The 19838-nt window shown below is 65.8% G+C and carries 19 protein-coding genes; 8 read left to right on the forward strand and 11 right to left on the reverse strand.

The window, feature by feature from the left end; translation table 11 throughout:
- Window positions 1–50 precede the first annotated feature (50 nt).
- The 4 genes from AMB_RS08335 to AMB_RS08350 are packed head-to-tail and all read right to left on the reverse strand — an operon-like array spanning window position 51 to window position 5129.
- A complete protein-coding gene (locus tag AMB_RS08335; RefSeq protein ID WP_011384056.1) occupies window positions 51–1754 on the reverse strand; it encodes a nickel-dependent hydrogenase large subunit in 1704 nt (567 codons plus the stop codon).
- Between the two features lie 13 nt (window positions 1755–1767).
- Window positions 1768–2973: a Ni/Fe-hydrogenase cytochrome b subunit gene (hybB, locus tag AMB_RS08340; RefSeq protein ID WP_011384057.1), complete on the reverse strand. Its 1206-nt coding sequence runs from the start codon at window positions 2971–2973 to the stop codon at window positions 1768–1770.
- Window positions 2973–3992, reverse strand: a complete 1020-nt coding sequence (gene hybA, locus AMB_RS08345) for a hydrogenase 2 operon protein HybA (protein ID WP_011384058.1) — start codon at window positions 3990–3992, stop codon at window positions 2973–2975. The genes hybB and hybA overlap by 1 nt, the downstream gene beginning before the upstream one ends.
- Window positions 3993–3998: 6 nt before the next feature.
- Window positions 3999–5129 carry a hydrogenase small subunit gene (locus tag AMB_RS08350; RefSeq protein WP_011384059.1) on the reverse strand — a complete coding sequence of 377 codons (1131 nt, stop codon included), beginning with the start codon at window positions 5127–5129 and terminating at the stop codon, window positions 3999–4001.
- Window positions 5130–5522: 393 nt separating this feature from the next.
- On the opposite strand from AMB_RS08350, the gene AMB_RS08355 reads away from it, so the two are divergent.
- A complete protein-coding gene (locus tag AMB_RS08355) occupies window positions 5523–5807 on the forward strand; it encodes a hypothetical protein (protein WP_011384060.1) in 285 nt (94 codons plus the stop codon).
- Here AMB_RS08355 and AMB_RS08360 read toward each other — a convergent pair.
- The 3 genes from AMB_RS08360 to AMB_RS08370 form a co-directional block, all read right to left on the reverse strand.
- Window positions 5776–6231: a hypothetical protein gene (locus AMB_RS08360; RefSeq protein WP_148207351.1), complete on the reverse strand. Its 456-nt coding sequence runs from the start codon at window positions 6229–6231 to the stop codon at window positions 5776–5778. The two genes, AMB_RS08355 and AMB_RS08360, sit on opposite strands and share 32 nt — an antisense overlap.
- An 86-nt stretch (window positions 6232–6317) precedes the next feature.
- A complete protein-coding gene (locus AMB_RS08365) occupies window positions 6318–7529 on the reverse strand; it encodes a CaiB/BaiF CoA transferase family protein (protein ID WP_011383259.1) in 1212 nt (403 codons plus the stop codon).
- Between the two features lie 65 nt (window positions 7530–7594).
- The gene (locus AMB_RS08370; RefSeq protein WP_050750804.1) at window positions 7595–8878 is read right to left on the reverse strand and encodes an MFS transporter; all 1284 of its coding nucleotides are present in this window, start codon (window positions 8876–8878) and stop codon (window positions 7595–7597) included.
- 483 nt (window positions 8879–9361) lie between these two features.
- On the opposite strand from AMB_RS08370, the gene AMB_RS08375 reads away from it, so the two are divergent.
- On the forward strand, window positions 9362–10732 hold the full coding sequence (locus tag AMB_RS08375; RefSeq protein WP_148207352.1) for a hypothetical protein: 1371 nt from the start codon (window positions 9362–9364) through the stop codon (window positions 10730–10732).
- A 39-nt stretch (window positions 10733–10771) separates the two neighbouring features.
- On the opposite strand, the gene AMB_RS08380 is transcribed toward AMB_RS08375, so the two are convergent.
- Window positions 10772–12109 (reverse strand): sigma-54-dependent transcriptional regulator, encoded by a 1338-nt coding sequence (locus tag AMB_RS08380; protein WP_011384065.1) that lies wholly within the window; start codon window positions 12107–12109, stop codon window positions 10772–10774.
- 72 nt (window positions 12110–12181) lie between these two features.
- Between AMB_RS08380 and AMB_RS08385 the strand changes: the two genes are divergently transcribed.
- Together AMB_RS08385 and AMB_RS08390 are read left to right on the forward strand one after the other, a co-directional pair.
- Window positions 12182–14002: a sensor histidine kinase gene (locus AMB_RS08385; protein ID WP_050750668.1), complete on the forward strand. Its 1821-nt coding sequence runs from the start codon at window positions 12182–12184 to the stop codon at window positions 14000–14002.
- Between the two features lie 99 nt (window positions 14003–14101).
- Window positions 14102–14413 (forward strand): FtsB family cell division protein, encoded by a 312-nt coding sequence (locus tag AMB_RS08390; protein WP_231849027.1) that lies wholly within the window; start codon window positions 14102–14104, stop codon window positions 14411–14413.
- Window positions 14414–14502: 89 nt separating this feature from the next.
- Here the strand turns inward: AMB_RS08390 and AMB_RS08395 are convergent, their stop codons facing one another.
- Window positions 14503–14949 (reverse strand): hypothetical protein, encoded by a 447-nt coding sequence (locus AMB_RS08395; protein ID WP_043746344.1) that lies wholly within the window; start codon window positions 14947–14949, stop codon window positions 14503–14505.
- A 5-nt stretch (window positions 14950–14954) separates the two neighbouring features.
- Window positions 14955–15830 (reverse strand): ion channel, encoded by an 876-nt coding sequence (locus AMB_RS08400; RefSeq protein ID WP_043743892.1) that lies wholly within the window; start codon window positions 15828–15830, stop codon window positions 14955–14957.
- Between the two features lie 111 nt (window positions 15831–15941).
- Between AMB_RS08400 and AMB_RS08405 the strand changes: the two genes are divergently transcribed.
- The 4 genes from AMB_RS08405 to bfr (AMB_RS08420) all read left to right on the forward strand — a co-directional run bounded on the left by AMB_RS08405 (window position 15942) and on the right by bfr (AMB_RS08420) (window position 18474).
- Entirely contained in the window at window positions 15942–16919 is a 978-nt protein-coding gene (locus tag AMB_RS08405; protein WP_011384070.1) for a bile acid:sodium symporter family protein, read from the forward strand.
- 74 nt (window positions 16920–16993) lie between these two features.
- Window positions 16994–17410, forward strand: coding sequence for a Fur family transcriptional regulator (locus tag AMB_RS08410; RefSeq protein WP_011384071.1), 417 nt, complete (start codon window positions 16994–16996; stop codon window positions 17408–17410).
- 93 nt (window positions 17411–17503) lie between these two features.
- The gene (gene bfr / locus AMB_RS08415; RefSeq protein ID WP_043743896.1) at window positions 17504–17995 is read left to right on the forward strand and encodes a bacterioferritin; all 492 of its coding nucleotides are present in this window, start codon (window positions 17504–17506) and stop codon (window positions 17993–17995) included.
- A complete protein-coding gene (gene bfr / locus AMB_RS08420; protein WP_011384073.1) occupies window positions 17992–18474 on the forward strand; it encodes a bacterioferritin in 483 nt (160 codons plus the stop codon). The genes bfr (AMB_RS08415) and bfr (AMB_RS08420) overlap by 4 nt, the downstream gene beginning before the upstream one ends.
- 59 nt (window positions 18475–18533) lie before the next feature.
- Here the strand turns inward: bfr (AMB_RS08420) and AMB_RS08425 are convergent, their stop codons facing one another.
- Window positions 18534–19793, reverse strand: a complete 1260-nt coding sequence (locus AMB_RS08425) for an MFS transporter (RefSeq protein ID WP_043743899.1) — start codon at window positions 19791–19793, stop codon at window positions 18534–18536.
- Window positions 19794–19838 lie beyond the last annotated feature (45 nt).

The following is a 19838-nucleotide window of genomic DNA, read 5'->3' on the forward strand; positions in this document are numbered from 1 at the left end:
CGAGACAAAAAGACCCCCTCCCGCCGGGTGACGGGAGGGGGATTTTACACTTACAGAGCCTTGACCTGCACCACTTCCTTGTTGTCCTCGACCACGTGCACGGCACAGGCCAGGCAGGGGTCGAAGGAGTGGACGGTGCGCAGCACTTCCAGCGGCAGTTCGGCATCGGCGATGGGGTTGTCCATCAGCGAGGCCTCGTAGGGGCCGATATTGTCGCTGTCGTCACGGGGACCGGCGTTCCAGGTGGAGGGCACCACGCACTGGTAGTTGGCGATCTTGCCGTCGCGGATCACCGTCCAGTGGGACAGCAGGCCGCGCGGAGCCTCGTGGAAGCCGTAGCCCATGACCTCGCCCTTGGGGAAGGTGGGCTTGTTGAAGGTCTTGGTGTCGCCCTTGCCGATATTGTCGATCAGGGCCTGCCAGTTCTGCACCATGACCTCGGCCATCACGCCCGAGCGCACGGCGCGGGCGGCATGGCGGCCGATGGTGGAGTGCAGCGCCGCCAGCGGGATCTTGGAGCCCAGCAGCGACGAGGCGGTGTCCAGCACCTTGGTGGCGTAGCCGATGGTCGGCTGGTGGCCGGCGGCGACGCCCGCCAGGACGCTGGCCAACGGACCCACCTGGGCGCGCTTGCCGTAGAAGGTCGGCGCCTTCAGCCAGGAATACTTGCCGTCATCCTGGAAGTCCGTGTAGGCGGGCTTGGTCTCGCCCTTGTAGGGGTGCAGCGGGCCGGGCTTGGAATATTCGTACCAGGCGTGCTTGACCCCTTCCTCGACGCCGTCGCGCAGGTAAGCGTCGCCGAAGGCGGTGATGGGCTTGTACTGGGCCAGATCGGCGTTGGGGATGTAGCCGCCGGGAACCAGGAACTGGGTGCCCTTGCTGTCCATGGGGAAGTCGGGGCACGACAGGTAGTTGGTGACGCCGGCGCCGTACTTGGTCCATTCGGCGTAGAAGGCGCCGATGGCGGCGATGTCCACCAGATAGACCTTGTTGATGAAGTCGGTCAGCGCGTCCATGTGCGGCTTCAAGGCCAGCAGACGCTCGACCGTCAGCACCGACTGGCTGTCGGTGGCGATGGGGTTGGACACGCCGCCCACCGCCACGTTCTGGATGTGCGGCGACTTGGAGCCCAGCAGGGTCACGATCTTGTTGGCGTGACGCTGGGCGTCCAGCGCCTGGAGATAGTGGGCCACCGCCAGCAGGTTGACTTCCGGCGACAGCTTCATGGCCGGATGGCCCCAATAGCCGTTGGTGAACGGACCCAGCTGGCCGCTGCCGACGAAGGTCTTCAGCTTTTCCAGGGTCTGGGTCATGACGTGGCGGCCGTTCAGCGGCCAGTCGGACAGGCTTTCCGCCAGCTGGGCGGTCTTGACCGGATCGGCCTTCAGCGCGCTGACCACGTCCACCCAGTCGAGCGCCGACAGGTGGTAGAAGTGCACGATGTGATCATGGATGGCGTGGGCCGAGATGATCATGTTGCGGATGAACTGGGCGTTCACCGGCACTTCCAGATTGAGGGCGTTCTCGACGGCGCGGACCGAGGTCATGGCGTGCACGGTGGTGCACACGCCACAGATGCGCTGGGTGATGGCCCAGGCGTCGCGCGGGTCGCGGCCCAGCAGGATCAGCTCGACGCCGCGCCACATCTGGCCCGACGACCAAGCCTTGGTGACCTTGCCGCCGTCGACCTCGACGTCGATGCGCAGATGGCCTTCAATCCGGGTGATGGGATCGATGGTGATTCTCTTGGACACTGCTCAGGTCTCCTTACTCGGCGGCCGCAGGGGTCGAGTGGCCGGGAAGAATGGGGAATTTCCGGACGAAAATGATATAGGCGAGCACTTCGATGGCGATCACGCCGATGGTGACCATCATCTCGGGCACGCTGGGGAAGTAATGCCAGCCGGGGCCGGTATCGTAGGCCACCAGAAAGGCGTCGATGCGGTACAAGATCGCGCCGGTCAGCATGCTCATGGCCGCCGCCAGCAGCTTGGACAGCCGCTTGCGGTTGGCGGGAGACGACAGAACCACGATCGGATAGATGAACACCGCCATCTCGATGAGGAACATCACGCTCTTCACGCCGGAGGTGAACACCTTGAAGATGGCGCCTCTGACCACCAGGTCGCCCAGGCGGATGACCAGATAAGCCACCAGGATGCCCATGATGATCTTGCCGATCTTGGACAGCATGGGAAGCTCGTCATGGATGTCGCGCTTGAAGCCCACCGCCGCCCAGGTCGCCTCGACGATGACGATGGCAAAGCCCATGCACACCGCGGTCAGCAGGAACAGGAGCGGCAGCAGCGGAGTCTGCCACAGCGGGTGGATCTGGTAGCCGAACACCACCAGCAGCGATCCCAGCGAGGATTGGTGCATGGTGGGCAGCAGCACGCCCAGGCCGATGAAGAAGAACATGACCTTGTTCAGCTTGGCCTTGAGGTTCTTGAAGCCGAAATGCTCGAGGAAGGCCGGCGAGAACTCGATCCACAGCACCAGGATGTAGCAGCTGATGCAGGCGGCCACTTCGAACATCACCGAACCGGGCTGGGCATAGCCCGGCCACAGGATGTGCCAGAAGTTCCAGTAGCGGCCGAGGTCGATCAGCACCGAGGCGCCGCCCAGGGAATAGCCGAACAGCGAGGCGGTCAGCGCCGGGCGGACCAGATGGTGGTACTCGCCCCGGTTCAGGATGTAGCACACCAGGGCCATGGCATAGCCGCCACAGGCGAAGCCCGTGGCGATGACCACGTCCCACACCACCCAGATACCCCAGGGGTAGCCATTGTTGATGTTGGTGACGGCACCCAGGCCGTAGATGAAGCGCTGGGCCATGAAGAACAGGCTGATGCCGATCAGCACGGCCAGCACGATGGTGAAGGGGGTGACCAGCGAGCCGCCGATGGCGGTGGGGCTGGCCTTACCCTTTTTCAGGCGACTGATCACCTGGCTGGGGATGGGGTGATTGACCATTACTTGTGCCCCCCTTCCGGATGGTCGAACATGTCGAACTCATCGTCGTCGTGGTGGTCCTTGGAGCCCCGCCAGGCGGCGGTGACCAGACCGGCCAGCGCCACCACCGGCAGGATCATCCCGCCATACAGGGTGTGCTGCAGGGTCTCGGAATCGGCGGCATAGGCCCGTTCCGGCAGGCCCATGGGCAGGGCCAGCTTGTCGAAGGCCACCCCGGACAGGTAGCGCACCTGGGTGCCGCCCGCGTCCTTCTGGCCGTAGACATAGTCCACGTATTCCGGCGCGGCCTTTTCGTGCATGTCGCCCGATTCGGGGGTGCGGCGGGGGAACAGGTTGGGCTCACCCGGCTTCATGGCGCGGCGGCGGTCGATCTCGGCCGACAGCGCGGCGTAGGAGCCGAAAATGGTGGCGCCGGTGGGGCAGCTTTCCGCGCAGGCGGCATACTTGCCCTGTTCCATCCTGTGCTTGCACAGTTGGCACTTGGCGATTTCCGGCTTGGGCGTGTCGTACTGGAACTGGGGCACGCCGAAGGGGCAGGCGGCGACGCAATAGCGGCAGCCGATGCAGGCGTCCTTGTTGTAGGTGACGACGCCGTCGGTGGCCCGCTTCTGCATGGCCGAAACCGGGCAGGCGGACACGCAGGACGGGTCGGCGCAGTGCAGGCACGAGCGCTTGATATGGGCAAAGCCGTTCTCGGCCTTGTCCTTGTTCTCCATGGTGCCCGACTGGTAGACCTTGATGACGTTGTAGGTCTTGCCCGACAGTTCGAGGGGCGTGTCCCACAGCTTTTCGCCGATGGTGTCTTCCAGCGGCAGGTCGTTGGCCTCCTTGCACGCCGACATGCAGGCCTTGCAGCCGATGCACAGCGTCGCGTCGTAGAGCAGGCCGACGGCGTTGTCGGGAACCTTATGGCTTTCCCGCGCCTCGGCGCCGGCGGGGGCCAGGGTGGCGCAGGCGGCCGCTGCCGCCGTTCCGCCCGCCGCCGCCGTCGCCAGGAAATTGCGTCTGGTGATGGTCATGGCGGATTACCCCTGTTTCCCGGAATCCTGGCCGTTTTCACTCTTGCCCAGATTGCCCACCAGCTTGGCGCCGGCACCGATGGCCAGGCCACCGACCGCCGCCACCGTGGCGATGGCGCCGATGGAGGCTCCGACGCCCTGCTCCTCGACCACGCGGGGATAGCCCACGGGCGGACGCTGGTTCTGCAACTCGGCCAGGGCGTGGATGGGCTTGTGGAAGCCGATGCCCTTTTCCGTGCAGCCGATGCAGGGATGCCCGGTGCCCACCGGCCACGAGCCCGAACCCACGTCGTTGAACAGGATGGCCGGGCAATTGGCGTAGGTCTCGGGACCCTTGCAGCCCAGCTTGTACAGGCAATAGCCCTTGCGATGGCCCTCGTCGCCGAATTCCAGCGCGAAGCGGCCGGCGTCGAAATGGGCGCGGCGCTCGCAATTCTCGTGGATGAGACGGGAATAGGCGAATTTCGGGCGGCCCTTGTCGTCCACCGCCGGCAGGCTGCCGAAGGTCAGGAAGTGGACCACGGTGGACAGGAAGTTATAGGGGTTGGGCGGGCAGCCGGGGATGGTCACCACCGGCTTGGGCGCCAGGATCTCCGGCACGCCGGTCGAGCCCGTGGGGTTCGGCGGCGTGGACGGCATGCCGCCCCACGAGGCGCAGGAGCCGATGGCGATCACGGCCGCCGCGCCCTCGGCGCATTCCTTGGTCAGCTGCAGCGCGGTCTTGCCGCCCACCTTGCAGTAGATGCCGCCGTCCTTGACCGGGATGGCGCCTTCGATGACCAGGACGTACTTGCCCCAGTTCTTCTTCATGGCGGCTTCGCGGGCGGCCTCGACCTGATGGCCGGCGGCGGCGAACAGCGTCTCGTGATAATCGAGGGAGATGATCTCCAGGATCAGCTTCTCGATGGTCGGATGCTCGGCGCGGAGCATGGATTCGGTGCAGCCGGTACACTCCTGGAAGTGCAGCCAGATCACGCTGGGGCGCTCCTTGGCGGTGATGGCCTGGGCGATCTCGGCCTCCGCCCCTTTGGGCAGGCCCATGGTCGCGGCCATGGCGGCGCAGAACTTCAGGAAGTCGCGGCGTTCAAGATTGAACCGGTTCGCGATCTCGCGGGAAATTTCGGTATCGTCGTACATTGTCCCCCACCTTGGCTGGCGCGTCGGGCTGTCGAAAGTCCGGGAGGGGTGATCGCGGAGCCATGCGCGGGCCTGGGGGTCATGCCCCTGCCGCTCAGTCTCCCCAAGGCCTCCCGAATCTTCTTTTTCTCGGTTGTGCGTCGCAGTCACCGCAAATGCCGTGCCAACTCCAACGGGTGGGGTGGTGAGGGTAGGGTGAACACCGTAACCAAGGCAAAGCGGACCTTGCCTCCGAATCCGCCCATGCCTCGGTGGAGTGCTGGAGATGGGGGTGGTGAAAAGAGTTTATGCATCAATGGAAAGCAAGTTTCCGCCATCCGGCAATCTTCCGTGATTGTCTGGCGGCTGGGACTTCATTACATTGGCATATGATGAAAGTCATGGAGGCGCGGCATGGGTGATCCGGGATATGGGCCCCCCTGCAAGGGGCTGGAGAGGGCTCGCCATCTGGCAATATCGCTGATGCGGGATCTATCGGCGGCCGATGACGAGCGGCGGCGCTCCGACCTTTCCGCCCGGCTGGCGGCGGCGCGTGCCCAGATCGCTTATTGCGAGGGGAGGCTGATGGTGGTGTCGAACGGCCAGCAAGCCATCTGCGATGTCGGCGCCGTCTGCCGCAAGATGGATGCGGTCTCGCCGGCCGAGACTACCAGAGCCGAGATACCTGGCGCGCCTTAGCCTTGATGGTCAGGGCCTGCTGCAGCATGGCGCGGGCGTGGTAATCCAGCACCGACGGGTCCACGGTCGGATCTTGGGATTCGATGACCTCTCGGGCGGTGCGCAGAGTGGTCGGAGGGACATCCGGAGGCTCCAGCAGCCGTGTCCACGCCAAAATTTCCATGACCAGCGCTCCCAGCGCGGCCACTCCCAGGCCGTGAGAGAGGTGCAGTTCCAGGTCGCCGTGGAAGGCGTCCTTACTGTCGCTGTGCCACCGAACCACATCGGCGGCCAGGGCGGCACCCTCGGCGGCGATTCTGCACACCTGGGCACGTTCGAATTCGGACAGGGTTTGGCGTGGAGTCCGGTCCGGCCCCCGACCAGCCCTCCGCGGGGTGAAGCCGGCTGCCGAAACGTCCATCAGGCGAACATGGGGTGCGGCCATGCCATCCCTCCCTTGGCGGCGATTACAGCACCATGAGAGCGCATACCATTGGGTTATGTCTATATGTGGAAAACCGAGGGGTGGCCTCACACCACCCCGTTCTCCCTCAACCGTTCCATCTCGTCCGCCCCCATCCCCAGCCATCCGCCCAGCACCTCGGCGGTGTCGGCGCCCAGCAGGGGCGGGGCGCGGTCGGACAGGGCCTGGGCGCCGTCGAAGCGGATGGGGTTGGCCACCAGATCGATGCCGCCGGCCAGGGGGTGGTCCAGGCGGGTCCTGAGGCCGCGATGGATCACCTGGGGATCGGCGAACACGTTGGCCAGATCGTTGATGGGGCCGCAGGGCACCCCGGCCTCCTCCAGTTCGGCGATCCATCGGGCGGAGGGGCGCGACGTCAGCAGGGCTTCGAGGAGGGGGACCAGCTCGGCGCGGTTCCTTACCCGCTCCACATTGGTGGCGAAGCGGGGATCGGCGCCCAGTTCGGGCCGCCCGGCGGTGTGGCAGAAGCGGCGGAACTGGCCGTCATTGCCCACCGCCAGGATGATATGGCCGTCGGCGGTGGCGAAGGCCTGATAGGGCACGATGTTGGGATGGGCGTTGCCCAGCCGCTTCGGCGTGGCGCCGCCCACCAGATAATTGGTGGCCTGATTGGCCAGCACCGCCACCTGCACATCCAGCAGGGCGAGGTCGATCTGGCTGCCCTCGCCCGTGCGGTCGCGCTTGGCCAGGGCGGCGAGGATGGCGAAGCCGGCATACATGCCGGTGAAGATGTCGGTCAGCGCCACGCCCACCTTCATGGGCTGGCCGCCGGGCTCGCCGGTCAGGCTCATCAGCCCGCCCATGCCCTGGATCAGGAAGTCGTAGCCGGCCCGCTGGGCATAGGGTCCGTCCTGGCCGAAGCCGGTGATGGAGCAATAGACCAGGTCGGGCTTGACCGCCTTCAGGCTGGCATAGTCCAGGCCGTATTTGGCCAGGCCGCCCACCTTGAAATTCTCCAGCACCACGTCGGATCTGGCGGCCAGACGCCGCACCAGTTCCTGGCCCTGGGCTTGAGTGAAGTCGATGGTCACCGAGCGCTTGCCCCGGTTGGCCGACAGGAAATAGGCGGCCTCGCCGGTGTCGCCGCCCTGGCCGTCCTTCAAGAAGGGCGGCCCCCAGCCGCGGGTGTCGTCACCCTCGCCCGGACGCTCCACCTTGATGACCTCGGCCCCCATGTCGGCCAGCAACTGGCCCGCCCAGGGACCGGCCAGAACCCGGCTGAGATCGAGAACGCGAAGATGCGACAAGGGTCCGGTCATGATGCTGTCCTTGGAAAATGAAAAAACCGGCGGCTCCGGGCTGGAGCCGCCGGGGGACAGGAGGGTCAGTCCTGGTCGATCAGCGAGGTCTTCTTGGTGTCCTTCATGCCGACGAACAGCAGCAATCCGCACAGGCAGCAGCCGGTCACGTACCAGTAGAACCAGGTCTCGTTGCCCATGCTCTTGAACCACAGGGCGATGTACTCGGCGGTGCCGCCGAACAGCGACACACCGATGGCGAAGGGCAGGCCGACGCCCAGGGCGCGGATCTGCACCGGGAACAGCTCGGCCTTGACCACGGCGTTGATGGCGGAATAGCCCGAGACGATGGTCAGTCCCGACAGCACCAGGAAGAAGGCGGTGACGGAATCATGGGTCTGGCCCAGGGCGGTGAGGATCGGCACGGTGCACAGCGTGCTCATCACGCCGAAGGCGATTAGCACGGCGCGCCGGCCCACCTTGTCGGAAATGTGGCCGACCAGGGGATGCATCAGCATGTAGACGAAGGTGGCCGCCGCCGAAATCATGGTGGCGTCGCTTTTGGAGAAACCGGCGGTGTTGACCAGATATTTCTGCATGTAGGTGGTGAAGGTGTAGAAGGCCACCGTGCCGCCCATGGTCAGGCCGATCACCGTCAGCACCTCGCGCGGGTGGCGCATCAGGGCGCGGATGCGGCTTTCACCCACCCGGTCGCCCTTGTGGTGCTCGAAGGACTCGGTCTCTTCCATGGAGCTCCGCAGGTAGATGGCGACGATGGCGCACAGCCCGCCGATGACGAAGGGAATGCGCCAGCCCCAGGCTTCCAGCTCGGCGGTGGTGAGAAACACCCGCTGCAGCGCCATCAGCACGCCCAGCGCCAGCAATTGTCCCATGATCAGGGTCACGTACTGGAAGCTGGAATAAAAGCCGCGCCGGTCCTTGGTGGCGATTTCCGACAGATAGGTGGCGGCCGAGCCGTATTCGCCGCCCAGGCTGAGGCCTTGCAGCAGGCGGGCAAGGATCAGCGCGATGGGCGCCGCCACGCCGATGCTGTTGTAGCCGGGCATCACGGCGATGATCAGCGATCCGGCGCACATCATGCTGACCGAGACCAGCAGGGCCGCCTTGCGCCCCTTGCGGTCGGCATGGGTGCCCAGCAGCCAGCCGCCCAGCGGACGCATGAAGAAGCCCAGGGCGAAGATGGCCGAGGTGTTGAGCAGCTGCACGGTGGGGTCGTCGCCGGGAAAGAAGTACTTGGAGAAATACAGCGAGAAGGCGGAGTAGACGTACCAGTCGTAGTATTCCACCAGATTGCCCACCGAGCCCTTGAACACCATCAGGATCTTGCCCTTGGTGTCTTTGCTCTCCATGTCGTGGCTGCCGGTCACCGGAGTGACTGGGGCCGGGGCTATGGTCGTATCCATGTGACTCAACGTTCGGTCCTCCCACATTGGCCCGCAGGGCGCGGGCGATTTTGCGGAGGGCAAACGCAAGGGGCGGGCCAAATGGCGCCCTTGGTGTATCTCGTTGAAAATCAACGATAAAATTTATCGGGGTGCGGGGTGTTCGGCGGTTCTTCGCCGATGCGCTCCTGGGGTATCGGCGGAATTCCGCCGATACGGTCCACAACCGATGGAAACTAAAATCGTCAATTACCGCGACTTCCGGAAACTGAAAAGCGAGTCTATGCTACCAAGAGCATGTCGTGGGGAAATGCATGCCGTCCATTGGGAAATGTCCCGGGGGCCGGTTGTCCCGAATTTGCCATGACGCTTCGACGCGGCCGGAATGCGGCCGCGAGTCTAGACATCAGCCGATGGAGGGTGCGCATGCGGTTCTTAATGGGGGCGGTCGTGGCGACCGCGTTGCTGGCCATGGCGCCCGGGGCGGCCCAGGCCGACTCGGTGAAAATCATCCTGGATAATCCCAACCTGATCCATTTTTATCCCAATGGTCAGGACAGCTCGATGCCGAGCTACTACACCAGCAAGAACTACTTTCCCCAGACCCTGGAGCAGTCCATCCGGCAGTTCACCGCCACCTCGCTGCAGCGTGACGGCATCGCCGCCCAGGTGGATGACGTGGTGGTGACGAACGGCAAGGCGCTGGTGACGCTGAGCAGCAGCGATTCGACCGCTTTGAAGCAGGCGGCGGGCTACGTGAAGATGCTGCCGGCCTTCATGGATTCCGCCCATGCCGGGCTGGGCTGGACCGGGGCGCAGAAGTGCAAGGGGGCGACCGGCTGCTGGGATCCCTCGCCGGGAGTTTCGCCCTGGGCCTTCTATCTGCCGCTGGGTCTGCCGATGGTGAACCAGAAGGCGGTGATGCTGCTCAACTATCCGCCCAGCGACGCCCTGTGCAGCGCCGACTATCTCAGCAATTTCACCATGGCCCGCTGGACCCAGGTGCTGAGCCGGGTCGGCATCGTCGATCCGCTTCTCTACGAGACCATCGTCGACGTCCATCCCATCGCCGCTCCCGGCTCGGGCCAGAGCACCTATATCGCCAACACCACCCAGTATTTCTCGTCGGCGACTCCGCCCAATTACGATCAGGCGCTGCTTGACCTGCTGGTCTATCCGGCGGGCCGCACCGGCGCCACCACCGTTCCCCTCCAGGTGGCGGGGTCCGATGCCCTCAAGGTGTGGGCGACCATGATCGGCTCCTCCACCACGCCGCGTCCCGGCACGGTGGGAACCCTGATCCGCACGGGCAAGCCGGCCATTCCGTGGGTGGCCACCAACCACCCGGACGTGACTACCTATCAGCGCTGCCCCGGCGACGCCAAGGCGGCCAAGGCGGAGGCGCCCGCCACTCCCGCCGCCACCGCCACCTCGACCGCCGCCTATACCGACGACCAACTGGTGCAGGATGAAGTGCTGGACCTGCAGGCGGCCTGCGTGCTGCAGACCCTTGCCGCCAGTCCGGGCACCTCGCCCGAGGCGGCCCTGGCCCAGTGCAAGACCATCTGGTGCGCCGAGAACAACGGCACCTGCCGCGTGGAAGATGTCTGCATCCAGGCCCGCCTGGACTACGACTTCACCTCGGAAGGCCATTGCAATTGCGAGGAGGCGGCCAAGGCCTTCTGCAAGGCCAACGTCAACCAGGCCTGCCCGTCCAAGACGGCCGTCACCTCGTGCAAGCCGTTCAACGATGCGGCCGGCTGCTCGAAGTCGACCAATTCCTACGCCACGTGCAAGTCGCTGACCGTTAATACCAAATGAGGGAGGGGCTCGCCGGTCACAGGCGACCGGCGAGCCTTTTCAGCCCAGGAAGCGACGGCGGTCGATGCCGTACTTGGCCATCTTCTCGTTGAGCGTCCGGCGCGGCAGGTCCAGCAGGCGCATGACCTCGGCGACATCCCCCTGGGCCTGAATGAAGGCCGCCTCGATGCGCTGGCGCTCGAACAGGGCGACGCTGGCCTGCAATCCATCCCCCTGGGCTTCCGCCGCGACCGGCGCCGCCGCCCGCAGCCCCAGGCCCAGGGCGAAGCGTTCCGCCTCGTTGCGCAATTCCCGCACATTGCCCGGCCAGTCATGGGCCAGCAGGGCCTGCACATTGCCTTCGGTCAGGGTCGGGGGCGTGCGGCCGTGGGCATTGGCGGCCAGGGCGGCGAAGCTCTCGAACAGGGCGACGATGTCCTCGCGGCGCTCGGCCAGGGGGGGCAAGCGGATTTCCGCCACATGCAGGCGGTAATACAGATCCTCGCGGAAGCGGCCGGCGCGGACTTCGGCCAGCAGATCGGCCTTGGCGGCGGTGATCACCCGCAGGTCGACGGGAATGGTGCGGTTGCCGCCCAGGGGTTCGATGCAGCGTTCCTGCAGCACGCGCAGCAGCTTGGCCTGAAGCGCCAGCGGCATGCTTTCCACCTCGTCCAGGAACAAGGTGCCGCCATGGGCGTGCTCGACCTTGCCGGCCCGGCGCTGGGCGGCGCCGGTGAAGGCCCCGGCCTCGTGGCCGAAGAACTCGCTTTCGAACATGGTTTCGGGGATGGCGGCGCAGTTGACCGCCACGAAGGGCCGGGCGGCGCGGGGGCCGCAATCGTGCAGGCAGCGGGCCACCAGTTCCTTGCCGCAGCCGGTATCGCCGAAGATCACCACGTTGAGCGGCAGCGGCGCCAGTTCTCGGACCTGGGCGCGGACGTTCTCCATGGCCTGGGACGGGCCGATCAGGCGCCGCGCCATGTCGTCGCCGGCCCCCAGGGCGCGCAGGCGGCGATTTTCCAGCACCAGCCGCCGCTTCTCGCAGGCGCGGCCCACCGCCTGGGCCAAACGCTCGGGGGCGAAGGGCTTTTCGATGAAGTCGTAGGCGCCTTCGCGCATGGCTTCCACCGCCAGCGGAATATCGCCGTGGCCGGTGACCAGGATTACCGGCAGATCGGGGTCCTGGGCCTGGGCCGCCTTCAGAAGCCCGATGCCGTCCAGGCCCGGCATGCGCACGTCGCTGACCAGGATGCCGGGAAAGTCCCGGGACAGCCGGCCCAACGCCCCTTCGGGCCGGGCCAGGACGGTCACGTCGAATCCCGCCAGTCCAAGCCATTGCTTGACGGCGATCCGCATGGGTTCTTCGTCGTCGACGAACAGAATCTGACCGGCGCTCATGTCAGGACCATACCGCAGCCGGGATGAAAATCAAATTGCCGGGGGTGGGGCTGCCGTGTTTGCCTTGAGGGCATGACCCGGCCCGCCGCTCCACCCTCCGCGCGTCCCAGCCACCCTGTCGCCCCGCTGCTGCTGCTGGCGGCGTTGCTGGGCGGGCTGGTGGTGGCCTGGGTGTACCAGCGGGCCAGGATTGAAGCCCTGGACGGCGCCCTGGTCATGGGGCAGCAGCGTCTGGGCCTTTACGCCTCGACCATCCGAGCGGCGCTGGACCGCTTTTCCTATCTGCCAGCCACCATGGCGCTGGACCGCGAGGTGATCGAGGTGCTGGGTGGGCATCCGTCCCAGGCCGCCGCCCTGAGCGCCAAGCTGGAGACCATCAATGCCGGCGCCCGCTCGGCCTCGCTTTACGTCATGGACAGGCGCGGCGTGACGGTGGCGGCCAGCAACTGGCGCACCGAGACCTCCTATGTGGGCAATGACTACAGCTTCCGCCCCTATTTCACCCAGGTGATGACCACCGGAACCGGCCGGTTTTTCGGCATCGGGGTGACCACCAAGCTGCCCGGCTATTTTCTCGCCTCGGCGGTGCGGACGGCCTCGGGCGAGATCATCGGCTCGGTGGTGGTCAAGATCGACCTGGAAACCCTGGAAGAGGATTGGGGCGGTGGCGACGGCGCGGTGATGGTCACCGATGAGGACGGCATGGTGATCCTGACCAGCCGCCCGCTCTGGAAATATGCCGTCGACGGCCCGGTGACGACGGAGTTGCGCCGCAAGCTCGACGCGACCCAGCGCTATGGCGCGGTGCCGCTGCGGCCGCTGGAGCGGCAGGCGCTGCTGCAACTGGGCGAGACCGCCCGGCTGGAACAGGTGGGCGAGTCCGCCTTCGTGGCCCAATCTCAGGCCCTGGACGAGGAGGGGTGGGCGATCCACTACCTCGCCGACTGGGAGGTCATGGAAAGCAATGTGCGCTCCACCGCCGCCCTGGCCGGGCTGGGCTGGGTCGCCTTCATCTTGCTGCTGCTCTATCTGCGCCAGCGGCGTCTGGTGCTGAAGGCCAAGCTGGACGCCAAGGAAACCCTGGAACGGCTGGTGGCCCAGCGCACCGAGGCGCTGAGCGCCGAAATCGTCGAGCGCCAGCGCACCGAGCGCCATCTGCGCGAGACCCAGGACGAACTGATCCATGCCGGCAAGATGGCGGCCCTGGGGCAGATGTCCACGGCCATCGCCCACGAACTCAATCAGCCCCTGGCGGCCATCCAGACCTTCGTGGCCAGTTCCCGCATCTTTGTCGAGCGCGGCGATGCCGAGACGGCCGGCGCCAACCTGACCATGATCGACGACCTGTGCCGCCGCATGGCCGACATCATCCGCCATCTGAGGGTCTTCGCCCGCAAGAGTCCGGTGGCCTCCCAGGTCATGGACCCCGCCGCCTCGGTCAGCCGCGCCGTGGCGCTGCTGGCGGTCCGGCTGCGTCAGGCCGACGTGGACCTGGTCTGGGCGCCGCCCCAGGGACTAATGGTGGCCGGCGACCCCGGCCGGCTGGATCAGGTTTTCGTCAACCTGCTGGCCAATGCCGTGGACGCCGTGGCGCAAAGTCCGGCGCGGCGCATCCAGGTGGACGCCATGGCGGTGGGCGAAGACGTGGTGATCACCGTCGCCGACAGCGGTCCCGGACTGACCTCCGACGTGGCCGACCGGGTGTTCGAACCCTTCTTCACCACCAAGGACGTGGGCGAGGGGTTGGGGCTGGGACTGTCGCTGTCCTACGGCATCATCCGGGACATGGGGGGCTCCATCCGGGTGGAGAACCGGTCGGGCGGCGGAGCGGTTTTTTTGATCTCGCTTCCTGCGGTCGGATGTGAAGGACTTCACGTAACCCACGGAAAGTGAGTCATTTCTGCAACACTGTCGACTCGGCGGGTGGAAAAGTGAACACTGTGTGAATGCATGTGTTGACGCCGTGAATCCGCGTGTGATTCCATCCGCTGCATGTTGCAGGAACTTCTCAGCCGCTGCCGTCGCGTCGTCGGGCCGATGATCGGGCTTGGTGCCGTGGCCTACTTCACCTATCACACCGTGGAAGGTGATCGTGGCGTGCTGGCCTATTTCCGTCTGCAGGCCGAGATTTTGGAGGCCGAGATGCATCTGTCCCGGGTGGCGTCGGAACGCACCGAGATGGAACACCGGGTGCAGCTTCTGCGCCCCGATCACCTGGACCCCGATATGCTGGAAGAACGTGCCCGCATCATGCTGAACATGGGCCGCGACGGCGAGGTCGTGGTGTTCGACAAGCGGCGCTAGAAGGCTGCGGAAAACCCCGCTTCGCAGCTGGGCACCCGCCCAGACCCGTTCGGAGGCGCAGCCTCCGAACCTCCAGTTTCTTCGATGGATTAAAGCCCCGCCTTCTTCGGCACCTTCCTGCACTTGGCCCGCCCCATGCCGGTGATCCGGCATTCGGTGGTTTCCTCCCACAGGCGGATGACCAGGAAGATCTCCTTGTCGCGGTATTCGATCAGCACGTTCTGGAACGAGCTGGTTTCCAGGATGGGGCGCGCCGTCAGGTCGCGGAACACCAGCAGCGGGCAGGCCTTGACCCGATCGCAGATGGCCACGGATTCCAGGCTGATCAGGGTGGTTCCGCGTGAGCGTCCGACGCTGAGGCGGACGGGGCGGCTCGCCGCCTTGGCCTTGGCGTAGTGGGCGCGGCCCCATTTCTGGGCGGCCTCCAGTTCCGGCGTGCTGGGGTCGTAGGAGAACTCGATGAAGATGCGGTTGCCTTCGACCTCCTCGGCCCGGGCCGGCAGGCACAGCAGCAGCATGACCGCAGCCAGGATCATCCTGATCACTGGGCGATCTCGTGGAACTTGGTGAGGTCCAGGGCGCGGCGGCCGTCGGGCAGGGTGGTGAAGACATCCACGAACCGGCCGCCCCAGATGATCTCGTCGCAGGAATAGGCATGCCGGGCGTGGACATCCTGGGCAAAGGCCTCGTGATGGCCGGTGAACAGCACCAGCAGTTCGGAATGGCTGTGGCGCAGGGTCTCGGCGGTCTCGCCATAGAGCGGGCTGTGGTGGTCGATGGGGTGCATGATGGTCCACGACAGCGAAAAGATCGGCGAGTGCGAGCGGGTCAGCTGCAGGTCGTGGAACCGGCGGAACAGCATGCCTTCCTGGCTGATTTCGCTGCGGACCAGCACCAGATGGACGTCGGCCTCGATGATCTGTTCGACCCTGAGATTGGCCAGCCGCATCATCAAGGTGGGCTTGCCCTCGAACTCGGTGACCACCGTGCAGGAACTGAACAGCACCCCGGCGGTGGGGCGGGTGAAGCGGGCGTAGATCAGGCTGGCGGCCACCGCCAGCCCCAGCATGCCGCACAGCGCCTCCAGGGTGACCTGGGTGTTGGCCAGCGGTCCGATCGGGATCAGCTTGCCATAGCCGATGGTGGCCATGGTCTGGACGCTGAAGAAGAAGGCATCGGTGAACGATCCCGGCCGGGCGTTCTCGATGACGTCGCCGCAGGCCAGATAGGCCAGGGCGAACAGGGCGTTGGCCATCAGATAGAGGCCGGCGATGACGGCGAAGAACCCGGGCCAGGAGACCGTCAGCAAGTGGTGGTAATGGTCGTCGAGCCAGCCACGCTTTTCCAGGCCCAGGCGGGCGATGTTGCTCGACCCGTCGGGATTGAGGATGCGCGGCCTGGAGACTGGCGGTTTCATGCCTTCCGTCATGCCAGAGACCGAGACAAAAGTCGATGATCTCGAAGTCCTTGCCTTGGAGGGCGGGGTTGGGATAACCCGGGGCACCGTTCCGCCGCCTGGAGGTTCCGCGTGTTCAAGCTTCTCGCCCGCGTCGGTATCGACGGCTTCCTGCTGGGCCTGATCGTCATGGTGGGGCTGGCGTGGCTGTTGCCCGATTTCGGCAAGAGCGGCGGCTATCTCGCCATGGACGCCATCACCGGCTATGGCGTCGCCCTGGTCTTCCTGCTGTACGGCTTGACCCTGCCGCCCGAGCGCATGAAGGCCGGTCTGGTGAACTGGCGCCTGCATTTGCTGGTCCAGATCTCCACCTTCGGGCTGTTCCCGGTCCTGGCCTGGGGGGCGGCCCTGGCTTTTGGCGGAAAGATCGACCCCGATCTGATGCTGGGCTTCTTCTTCCTGGCGGCCTTGCCGTCGACCATCTCGTCCTCGGTGGCCATGACCTCCATCGCGCGGGGCAACGTGGCCGGAGCCATCTTCAACGCCACCTTGTCCAGCCTGCTGGGCGTGGTGCTGACCCCGCTGTGGGTCAACTGGTACCTGTCGTCCAGCGGCGCGTCGCTGGATCTGGGGCGGGTGCTGCTCAAGATCGTCCTGCTGGTCCTGCTGCCCATCATCCTGGGCCAGGTGCTGCGGCCCTGGGTTCGGGGCTGGATCGAGCACAACACCAAATGGCTGAAGTCGCTGGACCGCATCATCATCTTGCTGATCGTCTTCAACTCGTTCTCGGATTCGGTGGCCGAGGGCGTGTGGGCGGGGCATGGCGGCGGCTTCGTCGCCCAGGCGGTGGGCGGGGCGGCGGTGCTGTTCGCCTTCGTCTTCATCCTGCTGCGGCTGACCTGCCGGGCGCTGGGCTTCAACCGCGAGGACCTGATCGCCGGGGTGTTCTGCGGCACCAAGAAGTCGCTGGCCACCGGCGTGCCCATGGCCAAGATCATGTTCGGCGCCTCGCCCGCCCTGGGGCTGATCATCGCACCGACCATCCTTTATCACCTGATCCAGCTGGTGGCCGCCGGCATCATCGCCCGGCGCTGGCAGGACGAGGCCTGAGCCGGAAAAGTCCCTTGCGGAAGAGGGGCTTCCACGCTATTTGTTGCGAGTAAATCGCAATCGCAGTGTTGACTATGATCTCGTCCGGTGCCTCTTCCGAACTGATTCTCCGCGACGCGGGGCTGCGGCCGACCCGCCAGCGCCAGGGCATGGTCGAATTGCTGCGCGGCCTGGGGGCGGAGAACGTCTCGGCCGACGAGATGCACCGTCTGGCGGCCAAGGTGGGGCTGCGGCTGTCGCTGGCCACCACCTACAACATCCTCAACCAGTTCGCCAAGGCGGGGCTGGTACGGCGGGTCGACCTGGGCGAACGGACCTGGTTCTGCACCAGCCCGGCAGGGCATCACCATTTCCTCGACCTGTCCACCGGCCGCCTCAGCGACATCGACGGGCGCCAGCCCGATCTCGACCACCTGCCGCCGCCGCCGCCGGGCTATGAGGTGGAGGGGGTGGATATCCTGGTGCGGATCAGGCCCGCGAATAAGTCTTAGATGTATGGCGTTCTTATTGATACTAAACGAAAAAACTTGCTGAACCCATCGGCGCGCCCCATCATCGGCCCAACATTTTCCGGAGGGCAGACCATGCAGGGCAGTAAGAAGGTCATCGATTGTCTCAACAAGTTGCTGACGGCGGAACTGACCGCCGCCGACCAGTACTTCGCCCATTCGCGGATGATGGCCAACTGGGGCTTCAACCGCCTGTACGAGCGCATCGCCCATGAGCGCGAGGAGGAGCTGGAGCACGCCGACAAGCTGATCCGGCGCATTTTGTTCCTGGAAGGCACCCCCGACGTGGGCAAGCGCGGCAAGCTGTCCATCGGCAAGGATGTGCCCGAGATGCTGAAGAACGATCTGGCCTACGAGATCATGGTGGTGGGCGAGCTGCGCGCCGCCATCGCCCTGGTGGAGAAGGAGCAGGATTACGAGACTCGCGCCATTCTGCGCGAATTGCTCTCCGACACCGAGGAAGATCACACCCATTGGCTGGAGCAGCAGATGGGCCTGATCGAGCGCCTGGGCCTGCAGAACTACCTGCAATCGGCGGCGGGCAGCCTGACCGGAGGCGCGTCATGAAAGGCGACAAGGCCATCAACAAGGCGCTCAACGAGGTCCTCAAGGTCCAGCTGACCGCCATCAACCAATTCTTCCTGCATGCCCGCATGCTGAAGAACTGGGGGCTGAAGGACCTGGGCAAGGCCATCTACAAGCTGTCCATCGAGGAGATGAAGCACGCCGACGAGGTGATCGAGCGCATTCTCTTCCTCGAAGGCCTGCCCAACCTGCAGGACCTGGGCAAGCTCTATATCGGCGAGGACGTGCCCGAGATCATCGCCAACGATCTGGCCATGATGCTGAAGGAGCGCGGCGTCCTGGTCGCCGGCATCGCCCTGGCCGAGGAGAAGCAGGACTTCGTCACCCGGCACGAACTGGCGGAAATCCTGGAAGAGGCGGAAGAGGCCATCGACTGGCTGGAAAACCAGCAGGGCCTGATCGCCTCCATGGGCCTGCCCAACTACCTGCAGGCGGCCATGGGCGAACTGGCCGGGGACTGAGCGGACCGCAGGCCGTCACCCTGAGGCCGCGCCTTGGGGTGACGGATGGCGGACGGGGCTCAATGCCTCTTTGGATTGGGCAGGAAGGCCGCGCCGGCCACGCCCAGACCGGCCACCGCCGCCGCCATGGCGAAGGCGCCGGAAAAGCTGCCCCAGGCATCGGCCATCCAGCCGGCCACCGCCGGTCCACAGATCTGGCCCAGCGCGAAGATCAGGGTGATGGTGCCGAAGGACGAGGCCGCCTGCTCCGGCCCCAGATAATCTCCCACTGCCGCCGCCATGATGGATGGAACCGCCCAGACCACCAGCCCAAACAGGGCGATGGAGGCGTAGAGGAACGGCTCGGGTAGGGGAAGCGCCACCAGGACATAGGCCGCGGCCTGACAACTGAAGACGATCATCAGCCCGGCGCGGCGTCCGATGCGGTCCGACAGGCTACCGAACACCGGTCCCGACGCCAGGGAGAGAAAGCCGATCCACGACCAGAACATGCCGGCGGTGGATTCGGGAAAGCCGCGCTCCTGCACCAGGGCGGTGACGATGAAGGTCGCATAGATCACATAGGTGAAGCCGAAGGCGGCGTAGACCGCCCCCAGATGGGCCAGGATGCGGCGCTTGGCCGAGGGCGACGGGGCGGCGGCACAGATGGGAGCCGGCGTGCCCGCCCCGGCGGCCGGCGCACCGGTGACCGGCGCAAGGCCCAGCTCGGACGGATGATTGCGCAGCACCAGCAGATCGATCAGGGCGGTGGCCAGCACCATCAGGCCGATCACCAGCCAGGCGAAGCGCCAGCCCTCAGCCCCATGGGCGGCATTGATGGCCGGAATCAGGACGCCGGCGGTCATGATGGCGAAGCCCGAGCCGATCACCACGAAACCGGCGGCACGGCCCCGCACCCTTCGGCCGAACCAGTGGGCGATCAGCCCCATGACCGGCACGTTGGCGGCGCCGCTGCCGTATCCGGTCACCACGTAAAGTGCCAGAACCTGGAGAAATCCCTCGGCCCGCGATACCGCCATCATGGATAGCGCCACCAGGCCGAGACCCGCCACCACGGTGTTGCGCGCCCCCCAGCGGGCGACCATGCGTCCGCCCAGGGTCACGGCGGCCATGTAGCCGATGAAATTGCCGGTGGAGATCCAGCCCATCTCGCTGCGCGACAGCTCCAGCGACTGACCCATGGACGGCAGCAGCATGCCCAGGGCGAAGCGCCCCAGTCCCAGGGCGGCGAACAGCCCGATGCAGCCGGCGGCGACGATGGCCCAGGCGTAGTGGAAGGGCAGGCGGCGGACGAGGGGGTGCTCCGAGGTTGCAGTCATTGTTGTCCTGGTCAACTATTCTCCAGGCACCTTGGCATGGCCGTT

This window comes from Paramagnetospirillum magneticum AMB-1, from assembly GCF_000009985.1.
Lineage (GTDB): Bacteria > Pseudomonadota > Alphaproteobacteria > Rhodospirillales > Magnetospirillaceae > Phaeospirillum > Phaeospirillum magneticum.

Excerpts from the sequence above, each read along its gene's own strand:
- hybB (WP_011384057.1), bottom strand. The coding sequence starts at position 2,973 with ATGGTCAATCACCCCATCCCCAGCCAGGTGATCAGTCGCCTGAAAAAG.
- hybA (WP_011384058.1), bottom strand. The coding sequence starts at position 3,992 with ATGACCATCACCAGACGCAATTTCCTGGCGACGGCGGCGGCGGGCGGA.
- AMB_RS08350 (WP_011384059.1), bottom strand. The coding sequence starts at position 5,129 with ATGTACGACGATACCGAAATTTCCCGCGAGATCGCGAACCGGTTCAAT.
- AMB_RS08355 (WP_011384060.1), top strand. The coding sequence starts at position 5,523 with ATGGGTGATCCGGGATATGGGCCCCCCTGCAAGGGGCTGGAGAGGGCT.
- AMB_RS08360 (WP_148207351.1), bottom strand. The coding sequence starts at position 6,231 with ATGGCCGCACCCCATGTTCGCCTGATGGACGTTTCGGCAGCCGGCTTC.
- AMB_RS08365 (WP_011383259.1), bottom strand. The coding sequence starts at position 7,529 with ATGACCGGACCCTTGTCGCATCTTCGCGTTCTCGATCTCAGCCGGGTT.
- AMB_RS08370 (WP_050750804.1), bottom strand. The coding sequence starts at position 8,878 with ATGGAGAGCAAAGACACCAAGGGCAAGATCCTGATGGTGTTCAAGGGC.
- AMB_RS08380 (WP_011384065.1), bottom strand. The coding sequence starts at position 12,109 with ATGAGCGCCGGTCAGATTCTGTTCGTCGACGACGAAGAACCCATGCGG.
- AMB_RS08385 (WP_050750668.1), top strand. The coding sequence starts at position 12,182 with ATGACCCGGCCCGCCGCTCCACCCTCCGCGCGTCCCAGCCACCCTGTC.
- AMB_RS08390 (WP_231849027.1), top strand. The coding sequence starts at position 14,102 with ATGTTGCAGGAACTTCTCAGCCGCTGCCGTCGCGTCGTCGGGCCGATG.
- AMB_RS08395 (WP_043746344.1), bottom strand. The coding sequence starts at position 14,949 with ATGATCCTGGCTGCGGTCATGCTGCTGCTGTGCCTGCCGGCCCGGGCC.
- AMB_RS08400 (WP_043743892.1), bottom strand. The coding sequence starts at position 15,830 with ATGAAACCGCCAGTCTCCAGGCCGCGCATCCTCAATCCCGACGGGTCG.
- AMB_RS08410 (WP_011384071.1), top strand. The coding sequence starts at position 16,994 with ATGATCTCGTCCGGTGCCTCTTCCGAACTGATTCTCCGCGACGCGGGG.
- bfr (WP_043743896.1), top strand. The coding sequence starts at position 17,504 with ATGCAGGGCAGTAAGAAGGTCATCGATTGTCTCAACAAGTTGCTGACG.
- bfr (WP_011384073.1), top strand. The coding sequence starts at position 17,992 with ATGAAAGGCGACAAGGCCATCAACAAGGCGCTCAACGAGGTCCTCAAG.
- AMB_RS08425 (WP_043743899.1), bottom strand. The coding sequence starts at position 19,793 with ATGACTGCAACCTCGGAGCACCCCCTCGTCCGCCGCCTGCCCTTCCAC.